This is a genomic window from Nonomuraea sp. NPDC049725 (genome assembly GCF_040674795.1).
GTDB classification, from domain to species: Bacteria; Actinomycetota; Actinomycetes; order Streptosporangiales; family Streptosporangiaceae; genus Nonomuraea; species Nonomuraea ceibae.
The window spans coordinates 189,195-215,399 of the sequence record NZ_JBFANJ010000003.1; the positions used below are offsets into that span (position 1 = coordinate 189,195).

The 26,205-nt window shown below is 71.3% G+C and carries 23 protein-coding genes; 13 read left to right on the forward strand and 10 right to left on the reverse strand.

The annotated features are described in order from the left end of the window. The first annotated feature begins 37 nt into the window (after window positions 1-37). From AB0J53_RS08960 to AB0J53_RS08990, 7 genes are all read left to right on the forward strand, one after another. Complete coding sequence (locus AB0J53_RS08960) at window positions 38-682, forward strand: HAD family phosphatase (RefSeq protein ID WP_364170223.1); 645 nt, start codon at window positions 38-40, stop codon at window positions 680-682. 588 nt (window positions 683-1,270) lie between these two features. Beyond that, the gene (locus tag AB0J53_RS08965) at window positions 1,271-1,753 is read left to right on the forward strand and encodes a cellulose synthase (RefSeq protein ID WP_219514734.1); all 483 of its coding nucleotides are present in this window, start codon (window positions 1,271-1,273) and stop codon (window positions 1,751-1,753) included. A 226-nt stretch (window positions 1,754-1,979) separates the two neighbouring features. Next, on the forward strand, window positions 1,980-2,972 hold the full coding sequence (locus AB0J53_RS08970; RefSeq protein ID WP_364170226.1) for an ABC transporter permease: 993 nt from the start codon (window positions 1,980-1,982) through the stop codon (window positions 2,970-2,972). Between the two features lie 46 nt (window positions 2,973-3,018). After that, window positions 3,019-4,788, forward strand: coding sequence for an ABC transporter substrate-binding protein (locus AB0J53_RS08975; protein WP_364170229.1), 1,770 nt, complete (start codon window positions 3,019-3,021; stop codon window positions 4,786-4,788). An 85-nt stretch (window positions 4,789-4,873) separates the two neighbouring features. Continuing rightward, window positions 4,874-5,887 carry an ABC transporter permease gene (locus AB0J53_RS08980; protein ID WP_219514722.1) on the forward strand — a complete coding sequence of 338 codons (1,014 nt, stop codon included), beginning with the start codon at window positions 4,874-4,876 and terminating at the stop codon, window positions 5,885-5,887. Further along, a complete protein-coding gene (locus AB0J53_RS08985; RefSeq protein WP_219514720.1) occupies window positions 5,884-6,909 on the forward strand; it encodes an ABC transporter ATP-binding protein in 1,026 nt (341 codons plus the stop codon). The genes AB0J53_RS08980 and AB0J53_RS08985 overlap by 4 nt, the downstream gene beginning before the upstream one ends. Next, window positions 6,906-7,931 carry a dipeptide ABC transporter ATP-binding protein gene (locus tag AB0J53_RS08990; RefSeq protein ID WP_219514718.1) on the forward strand — a complete coding sequence of 342 codons (1,026 nt, stop codon included), beginning with the start codon at window positions 6,906-6,908 and terminating at the stop codon, window positions 7,929-7,931. The genes AB0J53_RS08985 and AB0J53_RS08990 overlap by 4 nt, the downstream gene beginning before the upstream one ends. A 28-nt stretch (window positions 7,932-7,959) precedes the next feature. On the opposite strand, the gene AB0J53_RS08995 is transcribed toward AB0J53_RS08990, so the two are convergent. The 3 genes from AB0J53_RS08995 to AB0J53_RS09005 all read right to left on the reverse strand — a co-directional run bounded on the left by AB0J53_RS08995 (window position 7,960) and on the right by AB0J53_RS09005 (window position 10,730). After that, on the reverse strand, window positions 7,960-8,643 hold the full coding sequence (locus AB0J53_RS08995) for a response regulator transcription factor (RefSeq protein ID WP_364170234.1): 684 nt from the start codon (window positions 8,641-8,643) through the stop codon (window positions 7,960-7,962). Further along, window positions 8,640-9,797 carry a sensor histidine kinase gene (locus AB0J53_RS09000; protein WP_364170237.1) on the reverse strand — a complete coding sequence of 386 codons (1,158 nt, stop codon included), beginning with the start codon at window positions 9,795-9,797 and terminating at the stop codon, window positions 8,640-8,642. Before AB0J53_RS09000 ends, AB0J53_RS08995 begins: the two co-directional genes overlap by 4 nt. A 72-nt stretch (window positions 9,798-9,869) precedes the next feature. Then, on the reverse strand, window positions 9,870-10,730 hold the full coding sequence (locus AB0J53_RS09005; RefSeq protein WP_364170240.1) for a RecB family exonuclease: 861 nt from the start codon (window positions 10,728-10,730) through the stop codon (window positions 9,870-9,872). A gap of 158 nt (window positions 10,731-10,888) precedes the next feature. Between AB0J53_RS09005 and AB0J53_RS09010 the strand changes: the two genes are divergently transcribed. After that, window positions 10,889-12,025, forward strand: coding sequence for a site-2 protease family protein (locus AB0J53_RS09010; RefSeq protein ID WP_364170243.1), 1,137 nt, complete (start codon window positions 10,889-10,891; stop codon window positions 12,023-12,025). 228 nt (window positions 12,026-12,253) lie between these two features. Further along, window positions 12,254-13,861 carry an FHA domain-containing protein gene (locus tag AB0J53_RS09015; RefSeq protein WP_364170246.1) on the forward strand — a complete coding sequence of 536 codons (1,608 nt, stop codon included), beginning with the start codon at window positions 12,254-12,256 and terminating at the stop codon, window positions 13,859-13,861. Between the two features lie 147 nt (window positions 13,862-14,008). On the opposite strand, the gene AB0J53_RS09020 is transcribed toward AB0J53_RS09015, so the two are convergent. Both AB0J53_RS09020 and AB0J53_RS09025 read right to left on the reverse strand, forming a co-directional pair. Further along, window positions 14,009-14,569 (reverse strand): hypothetical protein, encoded by a 561-nt coding sequence (locus AB0J53_RS09020; RefSeq protein WP_364170249.1) that lies wholly within the window; start codon window positions 14,567-14,569, stop codon window positions 14,009-14,011. 117 nt (window positions 14,570-14,686) lie between these two features. Beyond that, a complete protein-coding gene (locus AB0J53_RS09025; RefSeq protein WP_219514696.1) occupies window positions 14,687-15,793 on the reverse strand; it encodes a GNAT family N-acetyltransferase in 1,107 nt (368 codons plus the stop codon). A 55-nt stretch (window positions 15,794-15,848) separates the two neighbouring features. On the opposite strand from AB0J53_RS09025, the gene AB0J53_RS09030 reads away from it, so the two are divergent. From AB0J53_RS09030 to AB0J53_RS09040, 3 genes are all read left to right on the forward strand, one after another. Then, on the forward strand, window positions 15,849-16,700 hold the full coding sequence (locus AB0J53_RS09030) for a tRNA (adenine-N1)-methyltransferase (protein WP_219514694.1): 852 nt from the start codon (window positions 15,849-15,851) through the stop codon (window positions 16,698-16,700). A gap of 204 nt (window positions 16,701-16,904) precedes the next feature. Continuing rightward, the gene (gene arc / locus AB0J53_RS09035; RefSeq protein ID WP_219514687.1) at window positions 16,905-18,668 is read left to right on the forward strand and encodes a proteasome ATPase; all 1,764 of its coding nucleotides are present in this window, start codon (window positions 16,905-16,907) and stop codon (window positions 18,666-18,668) included. Between the two features lie 62 nt (window positions 18,669-18,730). Further along, window positions 18,731-19,645: a LysR family transcriptional regulator gene (locus tag AB0J53_RS09040; RefSeq protein ID WP_357586807.1), complete on the forward strand. Its 915-nt coding sequence runs from the start codon at window positions 18,731-18,733 to the stop codon at window positions 19,643-19,645. Window positions 19,646-19,698: 53 nt separating this feature from the next. On the opposite strand, the gene AB0J53_RS09045 is transcribed toward AB0J53_RS09040, so the two are convergent. The 5 genes from AB0J53_RS09045 to AB0J53_RS09065 all read right to left on the reverse strand — a co-directional run bounded on the left by AB0J53_RS09045 (window position 19,699) and on the right by AB0J53_RS09065 (window position 24,911). Beyond that, a complete protein-coding gene (locus AB0J53_RS09045; RefSeq protein ID WP_364170255.1) occupies window positions 19,699-20,664 on the reverse strand; it encodes a serine hydrolase in 966 nt (321 codons plus the stop codon). A 158-nt stretch (window positions 20,665-20,822) separates the two neighbouring features. Next, window positions 20,823-22,451, reverse strand: coding sequence for a D-aminoacylase (locus AB0J53_RS09050; RefSeq protein ID WP_364170257.1), 1,629 nt, complete (start codon window positions 22,449-22,451; stop codon window positions 20,823-20,825). After that, a complete protein-coding gene (locus AB0J53_RS09055; protein WP_281427413.1) occupies window positions 22,448-23,209 on the reverse strand; it encodes an amino acid ABC transporter ATP-binding protein in 762 nt (253 codons plus the stop codon). The genes AB0J53_RS09050 and AB0J53_RS09055 overlap by 4 nt, the downstream gene beginning before the upstream one ends. Next, window positions 23,206-24,045: an amino acid ABC transporter permease gene (locus AB0J53_RS09060; RefSeq protein ID WP_219514681.1), complete on the reverse strand. Its 840-nt coding sequence runs from the start codon at window positions 24,043-24,045 to the stop codon at window positions 23,206-23,208. The genes AB0J53_RS09055 and AB0J53_RS09060 overlap by 4 nt, the downstream gene beginning before the upstream one ends. Next, window positions 24,042-24,911, reverse strand: a complete 870-nt coding sequence (locus AB0J53_RS09065) for an ABC transporter substrate-binding protein (RefSeq protein ID WP_246646524.1) — start codon at window positions 24,909-24,911, stop codon at window positions 24,042-24,044. The genes AB0J53_RS09060 and AB0J53_RS09065 overlap by 4 nt, the downstream gene beginning before the upstream one ends. A gap of 139 nt (window positions 24,912-25,050) precedes the next feature. On the opposite strand from AB0J53_RS09065, the gene AB0J53_RS09070 reads away from it, so the two are divergent. Continuing rightward, window positions 25,051-26,175, forward strand: coding sequence for an acyltransferase (locus tag AB0J53_RS09070; protein WP_219514673.1), 1,125 nt, complete (start codon window positions 25,051-25,053; stop codon window positions 26,173-26,175). The last annotated feature ends 30 nt before the right edge of the window (window positions 26,176-26,205 follow it).

Sequence of the window (26,205 nt, forward strand, 5' to 3'; positions counted from 1 at the left end):
GGCGGCGACGCCGCCTTTTCGTTGGAACGGGGGATGTGTGGAAGCGGTCTTCTTCGACATGGACGGTCTGCTCGTCGACACCGAGAAGGTGTGGCTGGAGATCGAGACCGGCGTGATGGCGCGGCTCGGCGGCGAGTGGTCGCCGGAGCACCAGACGCACCTCGTCGGCGGTTCCATGGAGCGCACCGTGGAGTACATGCTGGCCGTGTCCGGCTCGGACGCCTCCGAGGCGACCGTGCGCGAGTGGATGGTCAGCGGGATGGTCACGACGCTGAACGGCGGCGTCGAGGTCATGCCGGGCGCCTCCGAGCTGCTCGACGCGCTGCGGGACGAGGGCGTGCCGGTGGCGCTGGTGACCTCGTCGCTGCGGGAGATCGCGGACGCGGTGCTGAAGGCCGTGGGCCGCGACCGGTTCGACGCGATCGTGACGGCCGACGACGTGACCCGCACCAAGCCCGACCCGGAGCCGTACCTGGCGGCCGCCCGCCTGCTCGGGGTGGAGCCGGTGCGCTGCGTGGTGCTGGAGGACTCGCCCAACGGCGTCGCCGCCGGCACGGCCGCCGGGTGCGCGGTGGTCGCGGTGCCCAGCCTGCTGCCCATCGACCCGGCGCCGGGCCGCCTGGTCGTCTCCTCCCTGACCGAAGTCACCCCCGCCGACCTGCGCGCCCTCATCCCCGCCTGACCCCGCTCCCGTCCTCCTGAGGGCCGCACAACGCCGTACGAGGCCGCGCCCGTACGGCGAGACGCCCGATAAGCCCCACACCGCCGAGAAGCCCGGACCCTCATCCGGAAGGCGTCCCGCCGGACGCCTTCCGCGACGGCCACCCCGCGTGAACGGCCACCCCGCGTGAACGGCCACCCGGCGTGAACGGCCACCCCGCGTGAACGGCCACCCCGCGTGAACGGCCACCCCGCGTGAACGGCCACCCCGTATGAACGGCCACCTCCGCCTGCGGAGGCCCCGCCCGCCGGCAGACGGCGCCTCCCGGGAAGGGCCGCCGCGAGGCGCGCCCTCCACGGGTCGTCTCGCGGGGTGCTCCCGCGAGGTGGCGCTCTGGTCCGGTGGCACCCCGCGGGAAGAGGCACCCACGGGCGCCCGGCCCGAAAGGGGTGGGCTGGCGGGATCGGGGCGGTTGGGTGACGATAGGGGGCCGGTCCCGGACGGGCGGGTGGTTCGTCCCCTAAGGGTCGGGTGGTTCTCGGGGAGGAGGAACACGCGCCATATCGCGTGCCAGGATGGAGAGGTAACCGACGACGGAGGTGGCCCCGAATGCCTTTCGAAACGATCGCATGGTTCCCGCTCTGCACCGGGCTGACCCTCGCCGGGCTGTTCCTGAGCTTCTTGGCGTTCCGGCGGCGCGGCGCGGCGTCGGGCATGCGGACGGCGGCGTGGGCGCTGCTGCCGCTGGCCGCCTATCTGACCGGGGCGCTCCAGGCGTTGTGGACGATCGGCACGACGGTCGTGGGGTTCGTGACGAGCCTGGTGTTCAATCCGATGGTGTGGGCGGGCGTGGCGGTGGCCGGGCTGTCGGTGGTGCTGTTCGTGGCGTCGGGTGTGATGCGCGGACGCAAGCTGAAGGGCGCGGGGCGCGGCAAGGCGGAGAAGGTTCCCGCAGCTCAGGCGCCCGCGGCGGCCGGGAAGGCGCCTCAGGCGGCGCCCGCGAAGCCGGCGGTGGAGCAGAAGAAGGCCGCCAAGGGCGATGACGACTTCTCCGACATCGAGGACCTGTTGCGACGCCGGGGCATCAGCTGAGCGGTTCCCGTGTCACAGTTCCGAGACGCAACCGGGACGGGGTCTTGACATTCTCGTCAAGATCAATACGAATGAGTTTCGCGTGAATCACAGTTGAGCCACACTGCGGTCCTAGGGACTAGTCAGCGCAGCTCAGGGCATAGATCCTGCCTCCTGAGGTCGCGACGAGCGGTCTGTATTGCGAACGAGCAGACAACGTCGTCTGAAAATCAGGGGGCTATCCGGCATGACCGCACCGCTTGACGTTTCCGGCTCCGCCTCGGAGGCGCGCCCGGAGTCCGTGCTCGAGGGAGCGGGCAAGGCCGTCCAGGGGCGTTCCCTGAGCCGGATCGCCTGGATGCGGCTGCGCCGTGACAAGGTGGCGCTGGCCGGCGGGATCACCGTGATCCTGCTCGTCCTGGTCGCGATCTTCTCCTCGCCCATCATCAGCCTGCTCGGCCATCCGCCCCTGGAGTTCCACCAGGACCAGATCGACCAGAGCACGCTGCTGCCCAAGGGCGACTTCGGCGGCATGAGCGGCGAATACCTGCTCGGCGTCGAGCCGGTCAACGGCCGTGACATCTTCAGCCGCATCGTCGCCGGCGCCTGGATCTCGCTGCTCATCGGCATCCTGGCCACGCTGGTGTCGGTCGTCATCGGCACGGTCATGGGCGTGATCGCCGGCTACTTCGGCGGCTGGGCCGACCAGATCATCGGCCGCCTGATGGACGTCTTCCTCGCCTTCCCGCTGCTGGTGTTCGCCATCGCGCTGGCCGGCGTCATCCCCGACAAGGGGTTCGGGCTGGAGGGCAACGGGCTGCGCATCGCGATGCTCGTGTTCATCATCGGGTTCTTCAGCTGGCCGAGCATCGGCCGCATCGTCCGGGGCCAGACGCTGTCGCTGCGCGAGCGCGAGTTCGTCGACGCGGCACGGAGCCTGGGCGCGCGCAACGGCTACATCCTGTTCCGCGAGATCCTCCCCAACCTGATGGCGCCGATCCTGGTCTACGCGACGCTGCTGATCCCGACGAACATCCTGTTCGAGGCGGCGCTGTCGTTCCTGGGCGTCGGCATCAACCCGCCGACCCCCACCTGGGGCGGCATGCTCTCGGAGGCGGTGCGCTTCTACACGCTGCCGCACTTCGTGCTCTTCCCCGGCTTGGCGATCTTCATCACTGTCCTGGCGTTCAACCTGTTCGGCGACGGCCTTCGGGACGCCTTCGACCCGCGGGCGCACTGACCCTTCGCCCTGCTCCATCCCCATCTCCACTAACAAGGGGTAGTCAATGAGAAGGAAATCCGCACTGGCAGCGGCCGCGACAGCGACGCTGGCCCTGGTGCTCTCCGCCTGTGGCGGCGGAGGGGGCGGCAGCAATTCCCAGCAGCCCGCCCAGTCGGCGTCCGGCGCTGCCGCGCAACCCGCGTTCAACGCCGCGCTCACCGAGGTGTTCAACCCTTCCACCAAGAAGGGCGGCACTCTGAAAGTCGCGAACTATGCAGACTGGGACAGCCTGGACCCCGCTGACACCTACTACGGCTACTCGTTCAACTTCGGCCGGTACTACTGGCGGACGCTGACGACGTACAAGACGGGCCCCGGCAAGGACAGCAACACGGTCGTCCCGGACCTGGCCGAGGCGCTGGGCGAGCCGAGCGACGAGGGCAAGACCTGGACGTACAAGATCAAGAGTGGTCTGAAGTTCGAGGACGGCACTCCGATCACGGCCAAGGACGTCGCCTACGCGGTGGCGCGGTCGTACGACAAGGAGACCTTCCCGCACGGCCCGTCCTACCTCAACGAGCTGCTCGACTGGCCGAAGGACTTCAAGGGCGTCTACAAGACCCCGGACGCCGACTACAGCTCGGCCGTCGAGGCGACCGACGACTCCACCGTCGTCTTCCACCTGAAGGAGCCGTTCGCCTCCTTCGACTACATCGTGCAGATGCCGATGACCGCCCCGGTGCCCAAGGACAAGGACACCGGCGCGAAGTACAAGGAGCACGTGATCTCCTCCGGCCCGTACAAGTTCGAGACGAACGAGGCCGGCAAGCGCTTCAGCCTGGTCCGTAACGAGAACTGGGACGCGGCGACCGACCCGAACCGCCCGGCGCTGCCGGACAAGATCGAGGTCCAGCTCAACGTCAACGCCGACGACGTGGACAACCAGCTCATCTCCGGTGACATCCACCTCGACGTCCAGGGCACCGGCATGCAGCCGGCCGCTCTCGGCAAGGTGCTGCCCGACCCGGCGCTGAAGGCCCGCACGGACAACCCGACGATCCCGAGGCTCTGGTTCGTCTCGGTGATCCCGGAGACCCCGCCGCTGGACAACATCGAGTGCCGCAAGGCCGTCATGTGGGCCGCCGACCGCGTCGCCAACCAGACCGCCTTCGGCGGCGAGGTCGCCGGCGGCGAGATCGCCACGAACGTGATGCCGCCGCCCATCGTCGGCCAGGAGAAGTTCGACCTGTACGCGACGCCGGAGAACAAGGGCGACGTCGAGAAGGCCAAGGCCGCGCTGACCGCCTGCGGCCAGCCGAACGGCTTCTCCACCACGATGACCTTCCGTGCCGACCGTCCGCGCGAGAAGGCGCTGGCCGAGTCGATGCAGCAGGCGCTGGCCCGGGTCGGCATCAAGCTGACGCTCAAGGGCTTCCCCGGCTCCAGCTACTTCTCGGACTACGCCGGCAACGTCAACTACGTCAAGAAGAACGGCGTCGGCCTCGCCGCCCACGGCTGGGGCTCCGACTGGCCTGACGGCTACGGCTTCATGCAGGCCATCGTCGACAGCCGCACCATCCGCCCCGCGGGCAACTACAACCTGAGCGTCAAGAGCGACAAGGTCGACGGCCTGATCGACCAGGCCAAGGTCGAGCTCGACGAGACCAAGCGCAACAAGCTGTGGGTCGACGTCGACAAGGCCGTCATGGAGGACGCCTCCATCCTCCCGGTGGTGTGGGCCAAGTCGCTGCTGCTGCGCGGCCAGGGCGTGACCAACCTCGCCTACAACGAAGGCCAGAGCCAGTACGACTACGCCCTGCTCGGCGTGGAGTGACCAGGCGGGCTTCGGGGAACTAGCGAAGGCAGGTGAAGGCAGGGATGGCCTGCCCGGCGACGGGCAGGCCATCCGGCCGGCAGCGGTGCTCACATACATCATCAGACGACTCATCGGCGCCATCGCCATGCTGATCGTCATCAGCATGGTCACCTTCGGCATCTTCTTCGTGGTGCCGCAGTGGGCCGGATCCAGTCCCGAGGCGATGGCCTCCCGGTACGTCGGCCGCGCGGCCACACCGGAGACGGTGCACCTGGTGGCGCAGAAGCTCGGCTTCTACGACCCGGTCATCGTCCAGTACGGCCGGTTCGCCAAGGGCATTGTCGCCGGTGCCGAGTACGACTACGGCGCCGGGGTCGAGCAGTGCCCCGCGCCCTGTTTCGGCTACTCCTTCATCTCCGGCCAGCCCGTGTGGCCGGACCTGCTGGACCGGATGCCGGTGACGTTCTCGCTGGCCATCGGCGCGGCCCTGCTCTGGGTGCTGGGCGGCGTGTCCGTGGGCGTCATCTCCGCGTTGCGGCGCGGCACCTTCTTCGACCGGTTGTCGATGGGCACCGCGCTGGCCGGGGTGTCGTTGCCGATCTTCTTCACCGGCATGCTCTCGCTGGTCGTCTTCAGCTACGGGCTGGGCTGGACACCACCGGGCGGCTCGTGGACGGACTTCACCGAGAATCCGGCGCAGTGGGCCTTCAACCTGCTGCTTCCCTGGATCACGCTGGCGTTCCTGTTCGCGGCCACCTACGCCCGGCTCACCCGCGCCGGCATGCTGGAGACCATGGGCGAGGACTACGTGCGCACCGCCAGGGCCAAGGGCCTGAGCGAACGCGACGTCGTCGTCAAACACGGCCTGCGGGCCGCGCTGACGCCGATCCTCACCCTCTTCGGCATCGACTTCGGCCTCCTCATCGGCGGCGCGGTCCTCACCGAGACCACCTATACTCTGCCCGGGCTCGGCCAGTTCGCCATCCTGGCCATCCGCAACCAGGACCTCCCGCAGGTGATGGGCGTGGTGTTGTTCGCCGCCTGCTTCGTCGTGGTCGCGAGTCTGATCGTCGACCTGCTCTACGCCTGGGTCGACCCGAGGGTGAGGTTGTCGTGAGCTTCCTGGACGTCAAGGATCTCAAGATCCATTTCCCGACCGACGACGGCGTCGTCAAGTCCGTCGACGGGCTCACCTTCGGCCTGGAGCGCGGCCAGACGCTCGGCATCGTGGGCGAGTCCGGCTCCGGCAAGAGCGTGACCAGCCTCGGCATCCTCGGCCTGCACAAGGGCGGCCGGGCCAAGATCTCCGGCGAGATCTGGCTCGACGGCGAGGAGCTCGTCTCGGCCCCCGCCGAGCAGGTGCGCGGGCTGCGCGGCAAGAAGATGGCGATGATCTTCCAGGATCCGCTGTCGTCCATGCACCCCTACTACACGGTCGGCCACCAGATCATCGAGGCGTACCGGATCCACAACGCCGTCAGCAAGCAGGTCGCGCGCAAGCACGCCGTCGACCTGCTCGGCCGCGTCGGCATCCCGGAGCCCGGCAAGCGCGTCGACAGCTACCCGCACGAGTTCTCCGGCGGCATGCGCCAGCGCGCGATGATCGCCATGGCGCTGTCGTGCGACCCCGAGCTGCTCATCGCCGACGAGCCGACCACCGCGCTCGACGTCACCGTGCAGGCCCAGATCCTCGACCTGATGCGTGACCTGCAGCGCGAGTTCAACTCCGCGCTCATCATCATCACCCACGACCTCGGCGTCGTGGCGGAGCTGGCCGACGACATCCTCGTCATGTACGGCGGCAAGTGCGTCGAGTACGGCAAGACCGACGAGATCTTCTACAACCCCGAGCACCCCTACACCTGGGGGCTGCTGGGCTCGATGCCCCGCCTCGACCGGGAGCCCACCGAGCGGCTGCTGCCCATCAAGGGCTCGCCGCCGTCCCTCATCAACGTGCCGCCCGGGTGCGCCTTCCACCCGCGCTGCCCGTACGCCGACCGCACCGAGGGGCGGGCGTCCACCGAGGTGCCGGACCTGGCGCCGACCGAGCGCGGCCACCTGGTGCGCTGTCACATGCCCAGGACGGAGCGGCGGTCGCTGTGGGAGAACGAGATCAAGCCAGTGCTGGAGACCCAGTGAGCGAGAACGAGCCGCTTCTGTCCGTCAGGAACGTGGAGAAGCACTTCCCCGTCACCGCGGGCCTGTTCAAGAAGCAGGTCGCCGCCGTCAAGGCGGTCGACGGCATCAGCTTCGACGTGTTCAAGGGCGAGACGCTCGGCCTGGTGGGGGAGTCCGGCTGCGGCAAGTCGACCACCGGCAGGCTCGTCACGCGCCTGCTGGAGCCGACCGGCGGCTCGGTCGAGTTCGAGGGCCGCGACATCACCCACCTGAGCCAGGGCAAGCTGCGCCCGCTGCGCCGCGACATGCAGATGATCTTCCAGGATCCCTACTCGTCGCTGAACCCCCGCCACACGGTCGGCGCGATCGTCGGCGCCCCGTTCCGCATCCAGGGCGTCCGCACCGAGAACGGCGTCAAGAAGGCGGTCCAGGACATCCTGGCGCTGGTCGGGCTCAACCCCGAGCACTACAACCGCTACCCGCACGAGTTCTCCGGCGGCCAGCGCCAGCGCATCGGCATCGCCCGCACGCTCGCGCTCAAGCCGAAGCTCATCATCGCCGACGAGCCCGTCTCGGCGCTGGACGTGTCGATCCAGGCCCAGGTCGTCAACCTGCTGGAAGACCTGCAGAAGGAGCTCGACCTCACCTACGTGGTGATCGCGCACGACCTGTCGGTGGTGCGCCACATCAGTGACCGGGTCGCGGTCATGTACCTGGGCAAGATCGTGGAGATCGCCGATCGCAAGCGCCTCTACAGCTCGCCCATGCACCCCTACACCAACGCGCTGCTGTCGGCGGTGCCGGTGCCCGACCCGAAGGCGCGCAAGGAGCGCGAGCGCATCCGGCTCAAGGGCGACGTGCCCAGCCCGCTCAACCCGCCGCCCGCCTGCCGCTTCCACACCCGCTGCTGGAAGGCGCAGGAGATCTGCAAGACCGTGGAGCCGCCGCTGGAGACGCTGGCGAGCGGCCACAGCGTCGCCTGCCACTTCCCGGAGAACGCCCCGGTCGCCGCCGCCACGGCCGGCGAGGCGGGCAAGGACTGACGCGCCGCGCCCTGTCCCGGCCCGCGGGTCAGGACAGGGCGCCCGGCGTGATCAGGCCCGTCTCGTACGCGAGCACGACGGCCTGCACCCGGTCGCGCAGCCCGAGCTTCGTCAGCACGTTGCCGACGTGCGTCTTGACCGTGGTCTCGCTCACCACGAGCTTGGCGGCGATCTCCGCGTTGGACATGCCCTTGGCGATCAGCCGCAGCACCTCCAGCTCCCGCTCGGTCAGCCGGTCGAGCCGGGCCGGGGTGGCCTGCTCGTAGGCCGGGGGCAGCCGGGCGGCGAAGCGGTCGAGCAGCCGCCGGGTCACGCTCGGCGCCACGATCGCGTCGCCCGCCGCCACCACCCGGATCGCCTGCACCAGCTCGTCCGGCGGCACGTCCTTCAGCAGGAACCCCGACGCGCCCGAGCGCAGCGCCTCCACGATGTACTCGTCGAGGTCGAAGGTGGTCAGCACGAGCACCTTCGGCACGTGCGCCGCCGGCGCCGCCTCGCGCACGATCCGGCGGGTCGCCTCGATCCCGTCGACACCCGGCATGCGGATGTCCATCAGCACCACGTCGGGCAGCAGCGCCCGGGTCTGCTCCTGCGCGCCGGTGCCGTCGCCCGCCTGGCCCACGACCGTGATGTCGGGCTCGGCCTCGAGAATCAGGCGGAAACCGGTGCGCAGCAGCGGCTGGTCGTCGACCAGCAGGACTCTGATCGTCATCGCTCGTCCTTCAACGGGAACCTCGCCCGCACCTCGAAACCGCCCCCCGACTTCGGGCCCACGTCAATGATCCCACCATAGAGGGCCACGCGTTCGCGAATGCCCACCAGCCCGTGCCCGGGCGGCCGGGCCGCGGCCGCCGCGCCCAGGCCGTCGTCCTCGACCCGTACGTCCAGCTCGCCCGGCGCGTGGCGGACCGTCACCTCGGCCCGGGCGCCCGCGCCCGCGTGCCGCAGGCTGTTGGTCAGCCCCTCCTGGACCAGCCGGTAGGCGGCCAGGTCGACGCCCGCCGGGAGCGGCCGACCGGCCTCGCCGTGCACCGACAGGCCGGTGTCGAGACCGGCCTCGCGCATCTGCTCGACCAGCGCGGGCAGGTCGCGCAGGCCCGGCTGCGGCCCCAGCTCGGCCCGCGTGCCGGCGCGCAGCACGCCCACCAGGTCGCGCATCTCGGACATCGCGACGCGGCCGGTGTTCTCGATCGCCGACAGCGCCTCGCGGGCCAGCTCCGGATCGGAGGCCAGCACCTTGCGGGCGGCGGCCGCCTGCACCGTCATCACGCTCACGTGGTGGGCGACCACGTCGTGCAGCTCGCGGGCGATCCGGGAGCGCTCCTCGGCCCGCGCCGCCCGGGTGTCGGCCGCGTGCGCGCGCTCCAGCCGGGCCGCGCGGTCCTTCAGCTCGGCCAGGTAGGCGCGGCGCAGCCGCAGGCTCCGCCCGGCCCCCCACAGCGCGACCAGCACCACGATCACCACCAGGTGGTCGCTCCAGCGGGCCGGCGTCACCGGCCCGGCCGACGCCCCCACCGTGTAGACGGCCAGCGACAGCGTCAGCGCGCACAGCGCCGCCGCCAGCCCCCGGTGGGCCGCCACCGAGTAGAGCAGCACCAGCCCGGCGGGCGCGGCCGGCCCGAACCCGTAGCCGAGCGCGGCCAGCAGCGTCTGGGGCACCAGGCTCGCGCACAGGCCCGCCAGCGGCCACGACCTGCGCACGGCCACCGGCGCCGACATGAGCAGCACCAGCACCACGCCGAACGCGTCGGGCGCGCGGGTCCACTCGGCGCGCGCGGCGCTCTGGAGCAGGAACAGCGGCACCGAACCCACGGCCACGAGCAGGGCCAGGACCGAGTCATGGAACGTCATTCGGCCGGTGCGCACCGCTTCACTGTAGGCCCAGGTGAGAGCCCGGAACCTCCTCCCCAAGAAGGATCCCGGGCGAGGAGGAGGGGACTACAGCTCGTCGCTGGCCGCCCGCCGGTTGCTCCGGACGGTGTCGCCGGGCTGGCGGTCGGGCACCGGCGGGGGGGTGCCGCCGAACTCCGGGCACAGCGCCTGGTGGTCGCACCAGTCGCACAGCCGGCTCGGCCGCGACCGCCACTCGCCGGTCTCCAGCGCCCGCTCGATCGCCGCCCACAGCGCCCGCACCTTGCGCTCGGTCGCCAGCAGGTCGGCCTCGTCGGGCGCGTAACGCAGCACCTCGCCCCGGCCGCCCAGGTAGACGAGCTGCAGCAGCCGGGGCACCTCGCCGCGCAGCCGCCACAGCACCAGCGCGTAGAACTTCATCTGGAACAGCGCCCTGGCCTCCCACTCCGGCCCCGGCGCGCTGCCCGTCTTGTAGTCGACCACCCGGACCTCGCCGGTGGGCGCCACGTCGAGCCGGTCGACGTAGCCCCGCAGCATCAGCCCGCCGTCGAGCACCGCCTGCACGTAGAGCTCGCGCTCGGCGGGCTCCAGCCGGGTGGGGTCCTCCAGCGTGAAGTAGCGCTCCAGCATCGCCCGCGCCTGCGCCAGCCACTCGGCCCGCTCGGCGTCGTCGGCGAACATCTCGCCGTAGAGCGGCTCCTCGGCCAGCAGGCGCTCCCACTGCGGCTCCAGCAGCTCCAGCGCCGCCTGCACCGACCGGCGCGGCGCCGGCAGGTCGTAGAGCCGCTCCAGCACCGCGTGGACCACGGTGCCGCGCACCGCGGCCTGCGACGGCTTCTCCGGAAGCTGGTCGATCACCCGGAACCGGTAGAGCAGCGGGCAGGTCATGAAGTCGCCCGCCCGGGACGGGGAGAGGGCTCCGATGATCACCGGCTCGGTCAGCGTCATGCACCGCACTCTAGGTCACCGGCCCGACATAATACGGCGGCGAGTCCTGGATCACGTGGTCCGGCGCGTAGCATCAAGGGCAGCGGCGGCATCCGGTGATGCGGCCGGTGACGCGGCCGAAGATGCGGCCGGTGGCGGCGTGGACGGCGAGGAGTGCGGTGAGCGAGCAGAGCCCGCGGCAGGAGTTCTCGGGCATCCGGATGGGGAAGCCCTTCGGGATCCCGGTTTACGTGTCGTGGACGTGGTTCATCGTCGCGGCCTTCATCACCTGGCTGTTCGGCGATACCGTGCGCGACATGCTGCCGCACCTGTCCGGCGGCGCCGCCTACGCGGTCGCGTTCGTCTTCGCGGTGCTCCTGTACGTGTCGGTCCTGCTGCACGAGCTGGCCCACAGCGTGCTGGCCAAGGCCTACGGGCTGCCGGTGCGCCGCATCACCCTCTACCTGCTGGGCGGCGTGTCGGAGATCGAGAAGGAGCCGCCCACGCCGGGCAAGGAGTTCATGGTCGCGGCGGCGGGCCCGGTGCTGTCGCTGGGCCTGGCGGGGATCGGCTACGCCGCCGACGAGTTCCTGATCAACGGCGGGGGCATCCCGGAGGTGCTGATCTGGCAGCTGTGGGTGTCCAACCTCATCGTGGGCGTGTTCAACCTGCTGCCCGGCCTGCCGCTCGACGGCGGGCGGCTGCTGCGCGCCGGCGTGTGGAAGCTGACCAGCAGCCCCGGCGCCGGCACGGTCGCCGCCGCGTGGGGCGGCCGGATCCTCGCCGTGGCGCTGGTGGCGATCCCGTTCGCGATGTCCACGATGTCCGGTCAGGAGCTCGACCCGCGCGACCTCATCTGGCCGTTCGTGCTGGCCTCCTTCATCTGGGTGGCCGCCGGGCAGTCGCTCAAGGCGGCCCGGTTCCGGGCGCGCATCCCGCAGCTCAACGCCCGCGGGCTGGCACGCCGGGCGATCCCGGTGACGGCCGAGACGCCGCTGGCCGAGGCGCTGCGGCAGGCCGCCGAGAGTCGGGCGGGCGCGCTCGTCGTGGTCGACCACGACGGCAGGCCGCTGGCGATCGTCAACGAGTCGGCCGTGCAGGCCACCCCCGAGCACCGGCGGCCCTGGGTCGACGTGGGCGCGCTGGCCAAGTCGCTGGAGCCGTCCGTGGTGCTGGCCGCCGATCTGGAGGGCGAGGCGCTCATCGACGCCATGCGCGAGGCGCCCGCGGGCGAGTACCTGCTCGTGGAGCGGGGTGGGGAGATCTACGGGGTGCTCGCCACCGCCGACGTCAACCGCGTCTTCATCGGCGTCTGATTTGTCCCACTCGTCTAAGCGACCGGCCCCGGATAATGTCATTGATCGGGACGCCGGAGTTTCGATGCTGCGACGTCTGGCCGATAGTGTGCTGTTTGCCCGAGCTTGCACAGTTGGGGGGCGGCGCGACGGCCTCGCGTCCGGGATGCGTATGAGTGCCGTCATACCGTCGGCTTTCGGTAAGGAGAGTTGAGTGACCGAGCGCAGCACGGTCATGGGGGAGGACTCATGACTGACCACGGCTTCGGGACCGTGCGCCCGCTTCCCGGCGACGGCCTGGTCGCCTATCTGGGCGGCCTGCTGCTGGTGTGCGACGCGGACGAGGCCGCCGGCACCGGCCTGATCGAGGCGCTGCGCGAGACGGCCGCCTCCGGCGGCGACGGCAGGGCGCTGGCCCGGCGCGCCGCCCAGGTCCTCGCCGCCAACATGGCCGGCGACCCGGCCACCTGCGCGGTCGCGGGCCCGGTCGGCGGCGGCGTGGCCGTCCTGGTCAGCGGCTCGGCCTCGGCCACCGTCACCACCGCCTCCGGCGAGACCCGCCTGGCCGGCAGCGACTCCCTCACCTGGTCCGACCGGCTCATCGCCGGCCCCGTCGAGCGGATCGAGCTCAGCCTCCCCGGCGCCCGCGACCCGCACCCGGCCGTCGGCTTCTCCGGCGGTGTCGTGCACGGCGGCGGCATCACGGCCGCCCCCGGCGACGCGGACGAGCCGGGCGAGCCCGCCGGCAGCCGGTCCGGCGCCGACGAGCGGGCCGAGCGGGCCGAGCGGGCCGAGCGCTCCAGGTCGCTCACCAGCGAGATGCCCAACACGGCCCTGCACATGGAGCCCGACCTGCTGCCGCGCGCCGAGCCGCCGGCCCAGGCCCCGCCCTACCCGCTGTCCGGCCTCGAGCCCGGCCCGCCCTCGGGCCCGCAGTTCCGGCCGCAGCCGCCGTCGGCGCCCCACCACCCCCAGCCCCAGTCTCAGCCCCAGTCCCAGCCGCAGCCCCAGATCCAGTCGCAGCCTCAGCCGCCGTCGCAGCCGCACCTCGCGCCGCCGGGGGTCGAGCATCCGGGGCCGCCGGGCCCGCCGCCGTTCCCCAGCTACGACGAGCCCGCGCCCGCGCCGGGCAACGGCACCGTCCCCGAGTACGAGCAGGCCCCGCCGCAGCAGGAGCACTTCGAGCCAGGCCCGCCCCTGATGGGCCCGCCCTCGCTGGACCCGCCGCCGCACCTGGGCCCGCCGCCCGGCGACCACCCGCCGCACCTCGGCCCGCCGCCGGAGCCGTTCGACCAGCCGCAAGGGCCGCCCCCGCCGTTCGACCCGCAGGGGCACCCACAAGGGCACCCGCAGCCCGGCCACGAGCAGCCCGACCACGGCGACCGGCCGCTCGTCTACGGCGTCGACTGCACCAACGACCACTTCAACGACCCGCGCGCCCCTTACTGCGCGGTGTGCGGCATCGCGCTCGTGCAGCGCTCGCTCGTCCCGTACAAGGGGCCGCGCCCGCAGCTCGGCGTGCTCGTGCTCGACGACGGCACCGCGCTGCCGCTCGACAGCGACTACCTGCTCGGCCGTGACCCCGAGCGGGCGCCCGAGGTGGCCGGCGGCAACGCCCGCCCCGCCAAGGTGACCAGCCCCGACGGCTCGGTCTCGCGGCGGCACCTGCGGGTGGCGCTCGACGGCTGGGACGTCAACCTGGTCGACCTCGGCTCGGTCAACGGCACCCAGATCCAGCCGCCCGGCGACCCGAACTTCTACGACATCCCGCCCAACGAGCCCGTCACGATCGCGCCCGGCACGACCGTGCGCGTCGGCGTCTCACGGACGCTGCGTTTCGAGGCCCACCGCGGCTGAGCCGTTTCCCGGCGCGCATTCACCACGCGGCTATGTCCGCGCCGGGAAAACGCCGTGCGTGCGGGAAATCCCGTACGCCTCGGATGCCGTACGCCCAGGAAACGCCGGACGTACGGAAACGGCGTGCGTACGGAAACGGTGTACGGGTCAATCCGGGCCGGTTGCGGGCGGCCGGATCCGCTGTTGCGGACGTACGGGAACGCGGGGACGGCGGGGCGGCGTGAAGGCCTGCACGCCGCGCAGCAGGCGGGTGGCCGCCTCCAGGTCGCCGGCGGCCTCCAGGGCGCGCCCGGCGGCGGTGGCGAAGCGGCCCAGCAGGTGTTCGTCGGCCGTGTCGAAGGCGCGGCCCGCCACCCACAGCGACACGTGGTCGCACGTCGTCAGCGGCACCGGCGTGGCCAGGAAGCCGGGCGCGCCCACCGAGACGTCCCGGGCCAGGCACAGGGGCCCGTCCGCGGCGGCCAGCTCCTTCAGCACGCCCGACTCCGCCAGCCAGGCCCGCATCCGCAGCGGATCGCCCGGCGGCCCGTGCGTGTGGACGGCGTGCGCCTCCTCACGCAGCGGATCGCAGCGGACGAACCCCGCGTAGGCGGCGCGGGCGACCGTCGCGGCGGCGCGCGCCAGGCGATCGGTCAGCCCCGCCCGGTCCAGGCAGGAGAACGCGGAGATGAGCTCGCGCATGGCGACATGGACACGTTCGTCTGGCATCGTGACATCCCTCGGCTGAGGCGCTCAGGACCAAGCCGTTCGTTCACGCTGATTGCAGGGGCGGTGACTCGGAGTATCTTCCGCCGCGCGCCCCTTGGCCAGACCTCAAAGCGGTAATCAGGATTTCTCGCCCGCATCGGGACGCATCAGGACCCAGCACAGCTCGTCCGCGTGGCCCCCGCCGGCCTTCGGCAGGAGCTTGTGGCGCATCCCCTCACGGACGAACCCGGCGCGCTCCAGCACCGCCTGCGACGCGGTGTTGGACACCTCGGTGCCGGCGACGATCCGGTGCAGCGGCGTCTCGGCGAACGCCCACCCGGTCAGCAGCCGCACCGCCCGCGTCATGAAGCCCCGGCCGCGGAAGCGCTCGGTCAGCGAGTAGCCCACCATGGCCTGCCCAAACTCGGGAACGATCTGCACGAGCTGGATGTGCCCGGCGAACTCGCCCGTCCCGGCGTCCCTGATCGCCAGCTCGACCCGCTGCCCGGACACCCAGAAGTAGCCGGTGTAGCGGCAGCGGCGCTCGTCGTCGGCCGGCGAGTTGGCGGCGCCCACGCCGTACTCGGCCACGCTCGGCTCCTGGAGCATCCGGTGGAAGGCGCCGGCGTCGTCCACCGTCATCGGCGTCAGGCACACCACCCCGTCGGACAGCTCCCCGCCGGCGAAGAACGGCAGGAACGGCTCCCAGAGCCCGGCCGGGTCGCGGCCGATCCTGCCGAACGTCACCACATCCGTCCGCCGCCCGTCGCGCAGCGTCTTGGCGTCGCGCCTGCGGCCCTCCTCGGTGAAGCCCGAGCGGTAGGCCGCCCGCAGGCTCGCCACGTTCTCCACCTCGGCCTCCAGCTCGACCCGCGCCACGCCGTGGTCGAGCAGCCAGTCGCTCAGCCCGCGCGCCGCCGCCGACGCCACCCCCTTGCCGCGCGCCCACGGCGACACCAGGTAGCCGAGCCGCACCGTCCCCCACCTGTCGGGCGCGCTCACCCCGACGGCGCCCACGTAGCGGCCGTCCTGGGTGATCGCGAACTCCGCGGCGCCCTCGTCCCACTTCTCCTCCGCGCGAGCCAGGTACGCCAGCGCGTCCTGCCGGGTGTAAGGCGAAGGCAGCAAGGGGAGGAACCTGGCCGACACCGGATCGTCGCAGGTGGCGACGATGGCGTCGGCGTCGTCGGCGCCCGGGACGCGCAGCACCAGGGAGCCGACGGAGATCACTTCACGAGGGAACATCCCCCATTGATATCGCGCGTCCAGACGTGCTCGAAAGCCCTATAACCTTGCCGCCATGGGTTTCCGCAGGCATGGGCCGTTCCGGCCCGGGGATCAGGTGCAGCTCACCGACCCCAAGAACAAGCGCCACACGATCACGCTCAAGGAGGACGGCGTCTTCCACACGCACAAGGGCGCCATCCCGCACAGCGAGCTGATCGGTCAGCCCGAGGGCTCCGTGGTGCGCTCCTCCGGCGGCACCCAGTACCTGGCCTTCCGCCACCTGCTGCAGGACTACACGCTGGCGATGCCGCGCGGCGCGGCGGTCATCTACCCCAAGGACGCCTCGATGATCGTCGGCATGGCCGACATCTTCCCCGGCGCCCGGGTGATCGAGGCCGGCGTCGGCTCCGGCGCGCTGACGTGCTTCCTGCTGCGGGCCGTCGGCCCCGAGGGGCACGTGACCTCGTACGAGCGCCGCCAGGAGTTCGCGGACGTGGCGGCCAAGAACGTGGAGAAGTTCTACGGCGGCCCCATGGACGACAACTGGCGCCTGGTCGTGGGCGACCTCGTCGCCTCGATCGACGAGAGCGACGTCGACCGCGTCATCCTCGACATGCTGGCTCCCTGGGAGTGCGTCGACGCCGCCGCCAAGGCGCTCACGCCGGGCGGCGTGATCTGCTGTTACGTGGCCACGACCACCCAGATGTCGAAAACCGTCGAGGCCATTCGCGATCACGGGAGTTTCACCGAGCCTCAGGCGTGGGAGACCCTGGTTCGCGACTGGCATGTCGAAGGGCTCGCCGTCCGGCCCGATCACCGGATGATCGGCCACACGGGATTCCTCGTCTCCGCCCGTCGCATGGCCGACGGCGTGACCCCGCCGCCGCGCCGCCGACGACCGAAGGGGACGACCGAGGAACTATGACAATTTGGCCACGAGGGTGCGTTGGCGCGTGACACGGGAACAGATCACCGTGTGCATATGCTGGGAGTATTAAACGCACTATTGGGGATTATTCACCAAATACTGATTGTCACTGTACGAACACTGCCCGGCCAGGTTACGGAGGGGCCCGAGATAGGTAAGGTCCTAAGTAGTCGCCCTCGACTGGGAAGGAGGTGACGGGGCGTGGCAGCTCGCGATGATGCTGAGGCTCGAGCCGCGCAGCGCGAACGGGAGGTCGCTGATCTTTCAACACAGGTCTCCTTCCTCCAGGAGGAGATCACCGCGCTGAGGCGGAAGCTTGCCGAGTCACCCCGTCAGGCCAGAGTCCTCGAAGAGCGTCTCCACGAAGCACAGGCTAACCTCGCGGCCGTGACCGGCCAGAACGAGCGCCTGGTGGCAACGCTCAAGGAGGCCAGGGATCAGATCGTCGCCCTCAAGGAGGAGGTCGACCGGCTGGCGCAGCCGCCATCCGGGTTCGGCACCTTCCTGGAGGCCCGGGAAGACGGCACGATCGAGGTGTTCACCGGCGGCCGCAAGCTGCGGGTGAACGTCAGCCCCGCCGTCGACGTCGACTCGCTGCGGCGTGGCCAGGAGGTCATGCTCAACGAGGCGCTCAACGTGGTCGAAGCACTCGGCTACGAAGAGGTCGGCGAGATCGTGATGCTCAAGGAGCTCCTCGACGAGGGCAAGCGCGCCCTGGTCATCTCGCACGCCGACGAGGAGCGGGTCGTGCGGCTCGCCGAGTCGCTCGTCGGCCAGCCCATCAGGGCCGGGGACTCGCTGCTCCTGGAGCCGCGCTCGGGCTACGTCTACGAGCGCATCCCCAAGTCCGAAGTCGAAGAGCTCGTGCTGGAAGAGGTGCCCGACATCTCCTACGAGGAGATCGGCGGCCTCATGCGGCAGATCGAGCAGATCAGGGACGCCATCGAGCTGCCCTATCTGCACGCCGACCTGTTCCGTGAGCACAAGCTCCGCCCGCCCAAGGGCGTCCTGCTCTACGGCCCGCCCGGCTGCGGCAAGACGCTCATCGCCAAGGCCGTCGCCAACTCCCTGGCCAAGCAGGTCGCGGAGAAGACCGGCCAGTCCGGCAAGAGCTTCTTCCTCAACATCAAGGGCCCGGAGCTGCTCAACAAGTACGTCGGCGAGACCGAGCGGCACATCCGCCTGGTCTTCCAGCGCGCGCGTGAGAAGGCCTCCGAGGGCACCCCGGTGATCGTGTTCTTCGACGAGATGGACTCGATCTTCCGCACCCGCGGCTCCGGCGTCTCGTCCGACGTCGAGAACACCATCGTCCCCCAGCTGCTGTCGGAGATCGACGGCGTCGAGGGCCTGGAGAACGTCATCGTCATCGGCGCCTCCAACCGCGAGGACATGATCGACCCGGCGATCCTGCGGCCCGGCCGCCTGGACGTCAAGATCAAGATCGAGCGGCCGGACGCCGAGGCGGCCAAGGACATCTTCTCCAAGTACCTGATCGCCGACCTTCCCCTCCACCCGGACGACCTCGCCGAGCACGGGCAGTCGCGCGAGGCCACCATCCACGGCATGATCCAGAGCGTCGTCGAGCGCATGTACACCGAGAGCGAAGAGAACCGCTTCCTCGAGGTGACCTACGCCAACGGCGACAAGGAAGTCCTCTACTTCAAGGACTTCAACTCCGGCGCGATGATCCAGAACATCGTCGACCGGGGCAAGAAGATGGCCATCAAGCAGTTCCTCGAAAGCGGCCAGAAGGGCCTGCGGGTGCAACACCTGCTCGCGGCCTGCGTGGACGAGTTCTCCGAGAACGAGGACCTGCCCAACACCACCAACCCCGACGACTGGGCCCGCATCTCCGGCAAGAAGGGCGAGCGGATCGTCTACATCCGCACGCTCGTCTCCGGCAAGCAGGGCGCCGAAGCCGGCCGGTCCATCGACACCGTCGCCAACACCGGCCAATACCTGTAAGACCCCGAGAGGAGCCGCCGGCCGCGTCGAAAGCGCTGGTCGGCGGCTCCTATCGTGGGAGGGTGCTCAGCAGCAACCGCCTCCGCGTCCTCCTCGAGGTGTTCCGCGCCGGCAGCATCGCCGCCGCCGCCCGCGAGCTGAAACTGTCGCCCTCCGCCGTCTCCCACCAGCTCGCCCGCCTGGAGGACGAAGCGGGCGTCGGCCTCGTCGAACGCAACGCGCAGAGCCTGCGCCTCACCGACGCCGGCCGCCGCCTCGCCCACCGCGCCCAGGAAGTCGTCGACATTCTCGAAGCCGCCGAGAAGGACCTGCGCGCCCAGGCCCGCGTCGACGCCGGGGCGCTGCGCATCGGCTTCTTCGCCTCCGCCGGCTACCGCCTCGTGCCGCTCGCCCTGTCGCGCTTCGCCAGCCGCTACCCGGCCGTCACCCTCGACCTCGTCGAAGGGCAGCCGTTCGAGCTCCTGACCGACCTCGAACGCGGCGCCCTCGACATCCTCGTCGTCTTCGAGCACGCCCTCGACCCGTGGGAGTGCCCCGAAGGCATCGAAGTGCTGCCGCTGCTCGACGAGCCGCAGCTCCTCGTCGTCCCCAACGGCCACCCCGCCGCCCGCCGGCCGCGCATCCGCCTCGCCGACCTCGCCGACGAGCCGTGGATCACCACGTTCGGCGCCGACCACCCCGTCTCCATCCTCGAACGGGCCGGCGCCCTCGAAGGCTTCACCCCGCAGATCCGCTGCCGCAGCGACCACTACGAGGTCACGATCGGCCTCGTCCGGGCCGGGCTCGGCGTCGCCCTCGTGCCCAGCCTCGGCCTGCACGGCGTCACCGGCGTCCAGATCCGCCGCCTCCAGACGCCCCAGCTGCACCGCCGCATCGGCGTCGCCCGGCGCGCCACCAACCCCAACCCGGCGGCCAAGTCCTTCACCGCCTACCTCCGCACCGCCGCCGCCCAGCTCCGCAACTCCCTGCCGAGCTGACGGCCCCGGGCGACCCCCTGCTTCTCGGGGGCGCGCCCGTACCGCAGGCTTCCCTACCGGGTCGCGGCGGCGATCAGGGCGCCCGTGAGGCGGACCGCCCGCACCAGGTCCTGGTCCGAGCCCGGCGGGCCGCCGGCGAGGACCGCGTAGGCGAGCGGGCCCATGAGCCCCACGTCCGTACGGATGCCGTCGTCCGTGCCCGTCTTGCAGGCGACCCTGCCGCCCTCCGGGTCATGCCCCAGCAGCGCCGGGACCAGGCCGTGGTCGGTGTTGGCCAGCATCCACTCGCGCATCAGCACCTGCCACCCGGCCGGGCCCGCCACCAGCGCCGCCAGCCCCGCCAGCTCCCCGGCCGTGCCGATCGCGAACGTCGCCGGATGCTCCGGGCCGCGCGGCTCCCTGATCCGGTCCAGCAGCCGCGTACGGGTCAGCCCGAGCGCCGCGCCGGCCGCGTTCACCCGGTCCAGGCCGATGCGGCGCAGCAGCGCGTTCGTCGCCGTGTTGTCGCTCACCGCCGCCGTCATCAGGGCCAGGTCGCCGACCGTCCACGTCCGCGCCGACAGGCCCAGCAGCAGGCCCGACCCGCCGCAGTAGTCGTCGTCGTGCACCCGCACCGGCTCGTCCGGGTCCAGGATGCCGCCGTCGACGCTCATCGCCACCTCGGCCAGCAGGAGCAGCTTCCCGACGCTGGCCAGCGGCAGCTCCACGTCCTCGTTCAGCGACAGCTCCCGGTACGCCTGCCCGTACGCCTCAGGACCGGGCCCGTCGTCCGGCAGCGCGGCGCGGGCGGCCGGCTGACCGTCCCCCTCCGGAACCTCGCCGCCGGACGCCGGCGGCCTGCTCCCCTCGGGGGCGGGCCCGAACGGCACACCGGGAGGCGCCAGCGCGGCCGGCCGCACGGCCACGGCCAGCGTGCCGGAGCACGCCGCCGCGATCCGCTCCAGCGCCCCGACGATCGCCCCCGAGCCGTCACCCGCCTGAGCCCCGGCCTCCACCACCGCGGCGACCTCCCGCAACAACCCCGCAACCTCCCGCGCACCCCCTCCGGCCCGAAGCCCGCCCTCGGGCAGGGGCGCACCCCCGGGCGGTGGTGCACCCCCGGGCGGTGGCGCACCACCGGACAGGGGCGCATCAAGGGGGCGCCCGGCGTCGGCTGGGGCCTCAGCGTCGGTGGGGGTCATGGGGTCACGATCCTTCCTGGGCGGGCGGGGGTGACCGTGTTGTCGCGGACCGCCACCTGGCCGGCGGTGACGACGAGGCGCAGGCCGGTGGGGGGCAGCAGCGGGTCGGTGTACGTGGCGCCGTCGGCGATCGTGGCGGGGTCGAACAGCACGAGGTCGGCGTGCGCCCCGTCGCGCACGACGCCGCGGTCGCGCAGCCCGAAGCGGGCCGCGGCCATCCCGGTCATCTTGTGCACCGCCTCCTCCAGCGTCACCAGCCCCTGTTCGCGCACGTACCGGCCGAGGACGCGGGGGAAGGTGCCGGCCAGGCGCGGGTGGGGGTGGCCGGGTTTGGGCACTCCGTCGGAGCCGATCATGGTGAACGGGCTCGCCAGCACCCGCTGGACGTCGTCCTCGCGCATGGAGTGGCTGATGATGGTGACCTCGCCGTCCTCCGACAGCAGCAGGTCGGCGGCCACGTCGACGGGGTCGCCGCCGAGGTCGGCGATGGTGCGGCCCTCGACGGCCGGGTTGCGGGGGGCGCAGGCGACGGAGATGCGGTCCCAGCCGCCGTTGCCGACGGTGTTCTCCCAGCCGGGCACGCCGTCGGCGATCGCGCGGCGCATCAGGTCGCGCTGGCCGGGGTCGGCCAGGCGGGTGAGCAGCGCGCGGGTGCCGCCGTCGTTGGCCCACGGCGGCAGCATGGCCGCCAGGGAGGTGCTCGCCTCGGTGTAGGGGTAGACGTCGCAGGTGACGTCCAGGCCCTGCTCGCGCAGCTCGGCGATCCGCGCCAGGGTGCGGACGGTCCTGCCCCAGGCGTGGCGGCCGGCGGTCTTGTGGTGGGAGACGTGCAGGGCCGCGCCGCTGCGCCGGGCGATCTCGACGGCCTCCTCCAGCGCCTCCTCCACGCGGGCCATCTCGTCGCGCAGGTGGGTGACGTACGGGCGGCCGTGGCGGGCGGCGACGGCGGCCAGGGCGACCACCTCGTCGGTGCCGCCGTAGGTGCCGGGGGTGTAGATGAGGCCGGTCGACAGGCCGGTGGCGCCCGCGGCGAGGGCGTCGTCGAGCAGGCCGCGCATGACGTCCAGCTCACGCGGGGAGGCGGGGCGGTCCTCGTAGCCGAGCACGCCCGCGCGCAGGGTGCCGTGGCCGACGAGGGAGCTGAGGTGGTTGGAGCGGGGGGCGGCCCGATGCGCCTCCGCAAACCCCTCGAAGTCCGGAAAAATCGGGACTCGTCCGCCGAAGGTGACCCGGCTCGACGCCCGCATCTCCGGCAGCCGCTCCGGCAGCCCCGGGAACAGCCCGGACCCGCAGTTGCCGCAGATCTCCGTCGTCACGCCCATCCGCACGGGCGCGACCGCCAGCTCCCACGCCTCCTCGCCCAGCAGCGTGACGGCGTCGGAGTGGGTGTGCACGTCGATGAACCCGGGCGCGACCACCAGCCCGGCCGCGTCCACGACCTCGGCCGCGTCCACACGACCGGCGGCGTCCACGCCCCCGGGCCCGCCGGTCGGGTCGGGACCGGCGGGGGCGCCGCGTTCGAGCACGGTGATCCGCCCGCCCGTCACGGCGACGTCCGCGCGGCGCGCCGGGGCGCCGGTGCCGTCGGCCAGCAGGCCGCCGGCGATCAGCAGGTCGGCGTTCACAGCACCTGCCCCAGGAACGCGCGGGTGCGCTCGTGCTGGGGGTCGGACAGCACGTCGCGTGGCGGCCCCTCCTCGACGATCATCCCGTCGTCCATGAACACCAGATGGTCGCCCGCCTCCCTGGCGAACCCCATCTCGTGCGTGACCACCACCATGGTGATCCCGCTCGTGGCCAGGTCTCGCATGACGCCGAGCACCTCCTGCACCAGCTCGGGGTCGAGCGCGCTGGTCGGCTCGTCGAACAGCATCACCTTCGGCTCCATCGCCAGGCTGCGCGCGATCGCGACCCGCTGCTGCTGGCCGCCCGAGAGCTGGGCGGGGTAGTGGTGGGCCCGGTCGGACAGGCCGACGCGTTCCAGCAGCGCGCCCGCCTGCTCGCGGGCCCGCTGCCGGGAGACGCCCTGCACGGTGCACGGCCCCTCCATCACGTTCTCCAGGGCCGTCATGTGCGGGAACAGGTGGAAGCGCTGGAACACCATGCCGATCTTGCGCCGCTGCCGGCACAGCTCGGCCGGCTTGAGCAGGTGCAGCTTCCCGCCCACCTCGCGGAAGCCCATGAGCTCGCCGTCCACCCAGATGCGGCCCGAGTCGATCGTCTCCAGCCGGTTCACGCACCGCAGCAGCGTCGACTTGCCGGACCCGGACGGCCCGACGACGCAGACCACGCCGCCCTCGGGCACGTCCAGGCTGACGCCCTTGAGCACCTCCAGCGACCCGAACCGTTTGCGCACCGAGCGCACGCTCACCATGACACTCATCGTCCGGCCTCCCCGCGGCTGAACCTCTTCTCCAGGAAGTGCTGGCCCACGCTCGCGACGGTGGTCAGCACCAGGTACCACACCGACGCCACGACCAGCAGCGCGATCACCTCGAAGTTGCCCAGGTAGATCCGCTGCGCCACGGTCAGCAGCTCGGCGCCCGCGATCACCGACACCATCGACGTCGTCTTGAGCATCGAGATGAACTGGTTGCCCGTCGGCGGGATGATCACCCGCATCGCCTGGGGCAGCACCACGCGGCGCAGGATCTGCCGGTGGGACATGCCCAGCGCCTCGGCCGCCTCCCGCTGGCCGGGGTCGACGGACCGGATGCCGGCCCGGACGATCTCCGCCATGTAGGCGCCCTCGTTGATCGTCAGGCCGAGCGCGGCCGCGATGAACGGGGTGATGAGCACGTTCGCCTGCCACTCGACCAGCATCGGCCCGCCGAACGGCACCCCGATGCCGATCACCGGGAACACCAGGCCGACGTTGAACCAGAAGATCAGCTGCACCAGCAGCGGCGTGCCCCGGAAGAACCACGTGTAGAGGCCGGCGGCGCCGCGCAGCACCGGGCTGTCCGACAGCTGCATCACCGCCGCGATCACGCCGAGCGCGACGCCGATCACCATTGACAGCACGGTGAGCGCGATCGTGACGAGCAGGCCGCTCAGGATCCTGGGGTCGAACAGGAACGCGACGATCACGTCCCAGTGCAGGTTCTCGTTGACGATGATCGTGTACGCGAGCCAGGCCAGCGCCAGCCCGGCCAGGGCGGCGGCGACCACCCTGCCGGGCCGGGGCGGGCGCACCGCGTCGATCGGCAGTTCCGTCACGACGCGCCCGTGTTGATCGTCACCTTGGGCAGGCCGTTGGCGGCCACGCCGTAGGTGTCGAGGATGGCCTTGTAGCCGCCGCTGTCCATCAGCTCCTGAAGGCCCTTGGCGACGGCGTCACGCAGGGCGGTGTCCTTCTTGTCCACCGCGATGCCCCACGGCCCGGCGTCGTACTGCTCGGACAGGACCTCGTACCTGCCGGTGTCCTTGGCGTACATGTGGCCGACGGGGGAGTCGACGATGGTGGCGACGGTGCGGCCGGAGTCGATCGTCAGCAGGCCGGTCGGCGCGTCCTCGCTCTGCAGGATCTCCATCTTCTTGTCGCACTTGTCGTTCTGGCGCATGCCGATGTCGAGGTTGGAGCTGCCCTTGGCCAGGACGACCTTCTTGCCGCACAGGTCGGCGAGGGTCTTGATGCCTTCGGGGTTGCCCTTCTTCACCAGGATCGAGCCGCCGGCCTGGAAGTAGTCGACGAAGTCGACCGCCTGGCGCCGCTGCTCGGTGTCGCTCATGGAGGACATGGCCAGGTCCCACCGGCCGGCCTGGAGGCCGGGGATGAGGCCGTCGAAGGCCGCGTTCGTCACCTGGGTCTTGAGCCCGAGCTGCTCGCCGATGGCCTTGGCCAGGTCGATGTCGACGCCCGTCAGCTCCTGGGTGCCGGGCTTGTACATCTCCATCGGCGGATAGCCCTCCGCCGTGGCGACCCGCAGCACGCCCGTCTTGCGGACGTCCTCGGGGACGAGATCCTTCGCGCTCTTGCCGGTGGTGGGGGGTACGGAGGGCGCCGCCGCGCCGGAGGTGGACCGGCCGCAGCCCGCGCTCAGCAGGGCGACCGCCGCCACTGCGATGACCAGGTGATTTCGCATGGCCGACATGGTGACGAGCGGCACACCCCGGCCCCAACGACCGTGACGGCTTACGGCTCTCAGCCACGAAAATTTCGATGCTTGTTGTGACAGAAGTGAAGGAACGGAACCAAAGTGATCGTCGTGACGTCTAAGGGCCGTGCGTCAAGCGAACCGGCCGAAGCATGCTCGCGGGGACGGCCGGCTGGCCGAGCTCGACCTCCTGCGGTTCATCGCCGCCCTCGCCGTGCTGGCCTTCCACTACCTGATCGCCTACGCCTCGGTCTGGGGTGACCGGCCGGCCGAGCTCTTCCCCGCCGTCGCCCCGATCGCCGGGCTGGGCATCCTCGGCGTGGAGCTGTTCTTCGTCATCAGCGGATTCGTCATCCTGATGAGCGTGTGGGGGCGCGGGCTCGGCGCGTTCGCCCGATCCCGGCTGGTGCGGCTCTACCCGGCGTACTGGCTCAGCCTGATCGCCGTGGCGGCCTTCTACGGGCTGACCGCCGCCAAGCCGCTCAACCCAAAACTTTCGCCAGGCGACTACCTGGTGAACGCCACCATGTTCCAGCGGCTGTTCAAGGTCACGGACGCGACGGGCGTCTACTGGTCGCTGTGGGCAGAGCTCCGCTTCTACCTGCTCATCTCGATCCTGGTGATCGCGGGCGTCACGTACGGCCGCGTGCTGGCCTTCTCGGGCGTCTGGCTGGTGGCCGCGCTGGGCGCCGAGCTGCTGGGGAACCCGCTGCTCAACGAGATCGTCATGCCCCGGTACGCGCCCTACTTCATCGCCGGCATGTCGCTCTATCTCATCCACAAGCACGGCAGCGCCTGGCTTCCCTGGCTCTACGTGGCCGGGTCGTACGGGATGTCGCTGCACGCCGCGCTCGAACGCGTGCACGGCCGGATCGAGCTCGCCGGGTTCAGGAACATGCCCGTCAGCGACGTCAGCGTGATCATCACGGTCACGCTGATCTTCGTCGTCATGTCGCTGGTCGCGCTCGGGCTCATGCGGGTGCGGGCGCGCCCGGCGCTGACCGCGCTCGGGGCGACCACCTACCCGCTTTACCTGTTCCACTCCGTGGTCGCGGCGGCCCTGATCCCCCTGCTCGTCGGGGATCTGCCCCCGCTCGCGGTGGTCGCGGTGACCACGCTGGCGGCCGTCGCGCTGTCGTACGCGATCTACCTCTTTGCCGAACGGCCCATCCAGCGGCTACTCAAGCCCCGCAGAACTCCACAAAGCACAACAACTCCCGCCGTACAGGTTGAAAAGGCGTCGGTGCCATAACTCTGTGACCCCGGGGCACTGTGAAGGGCA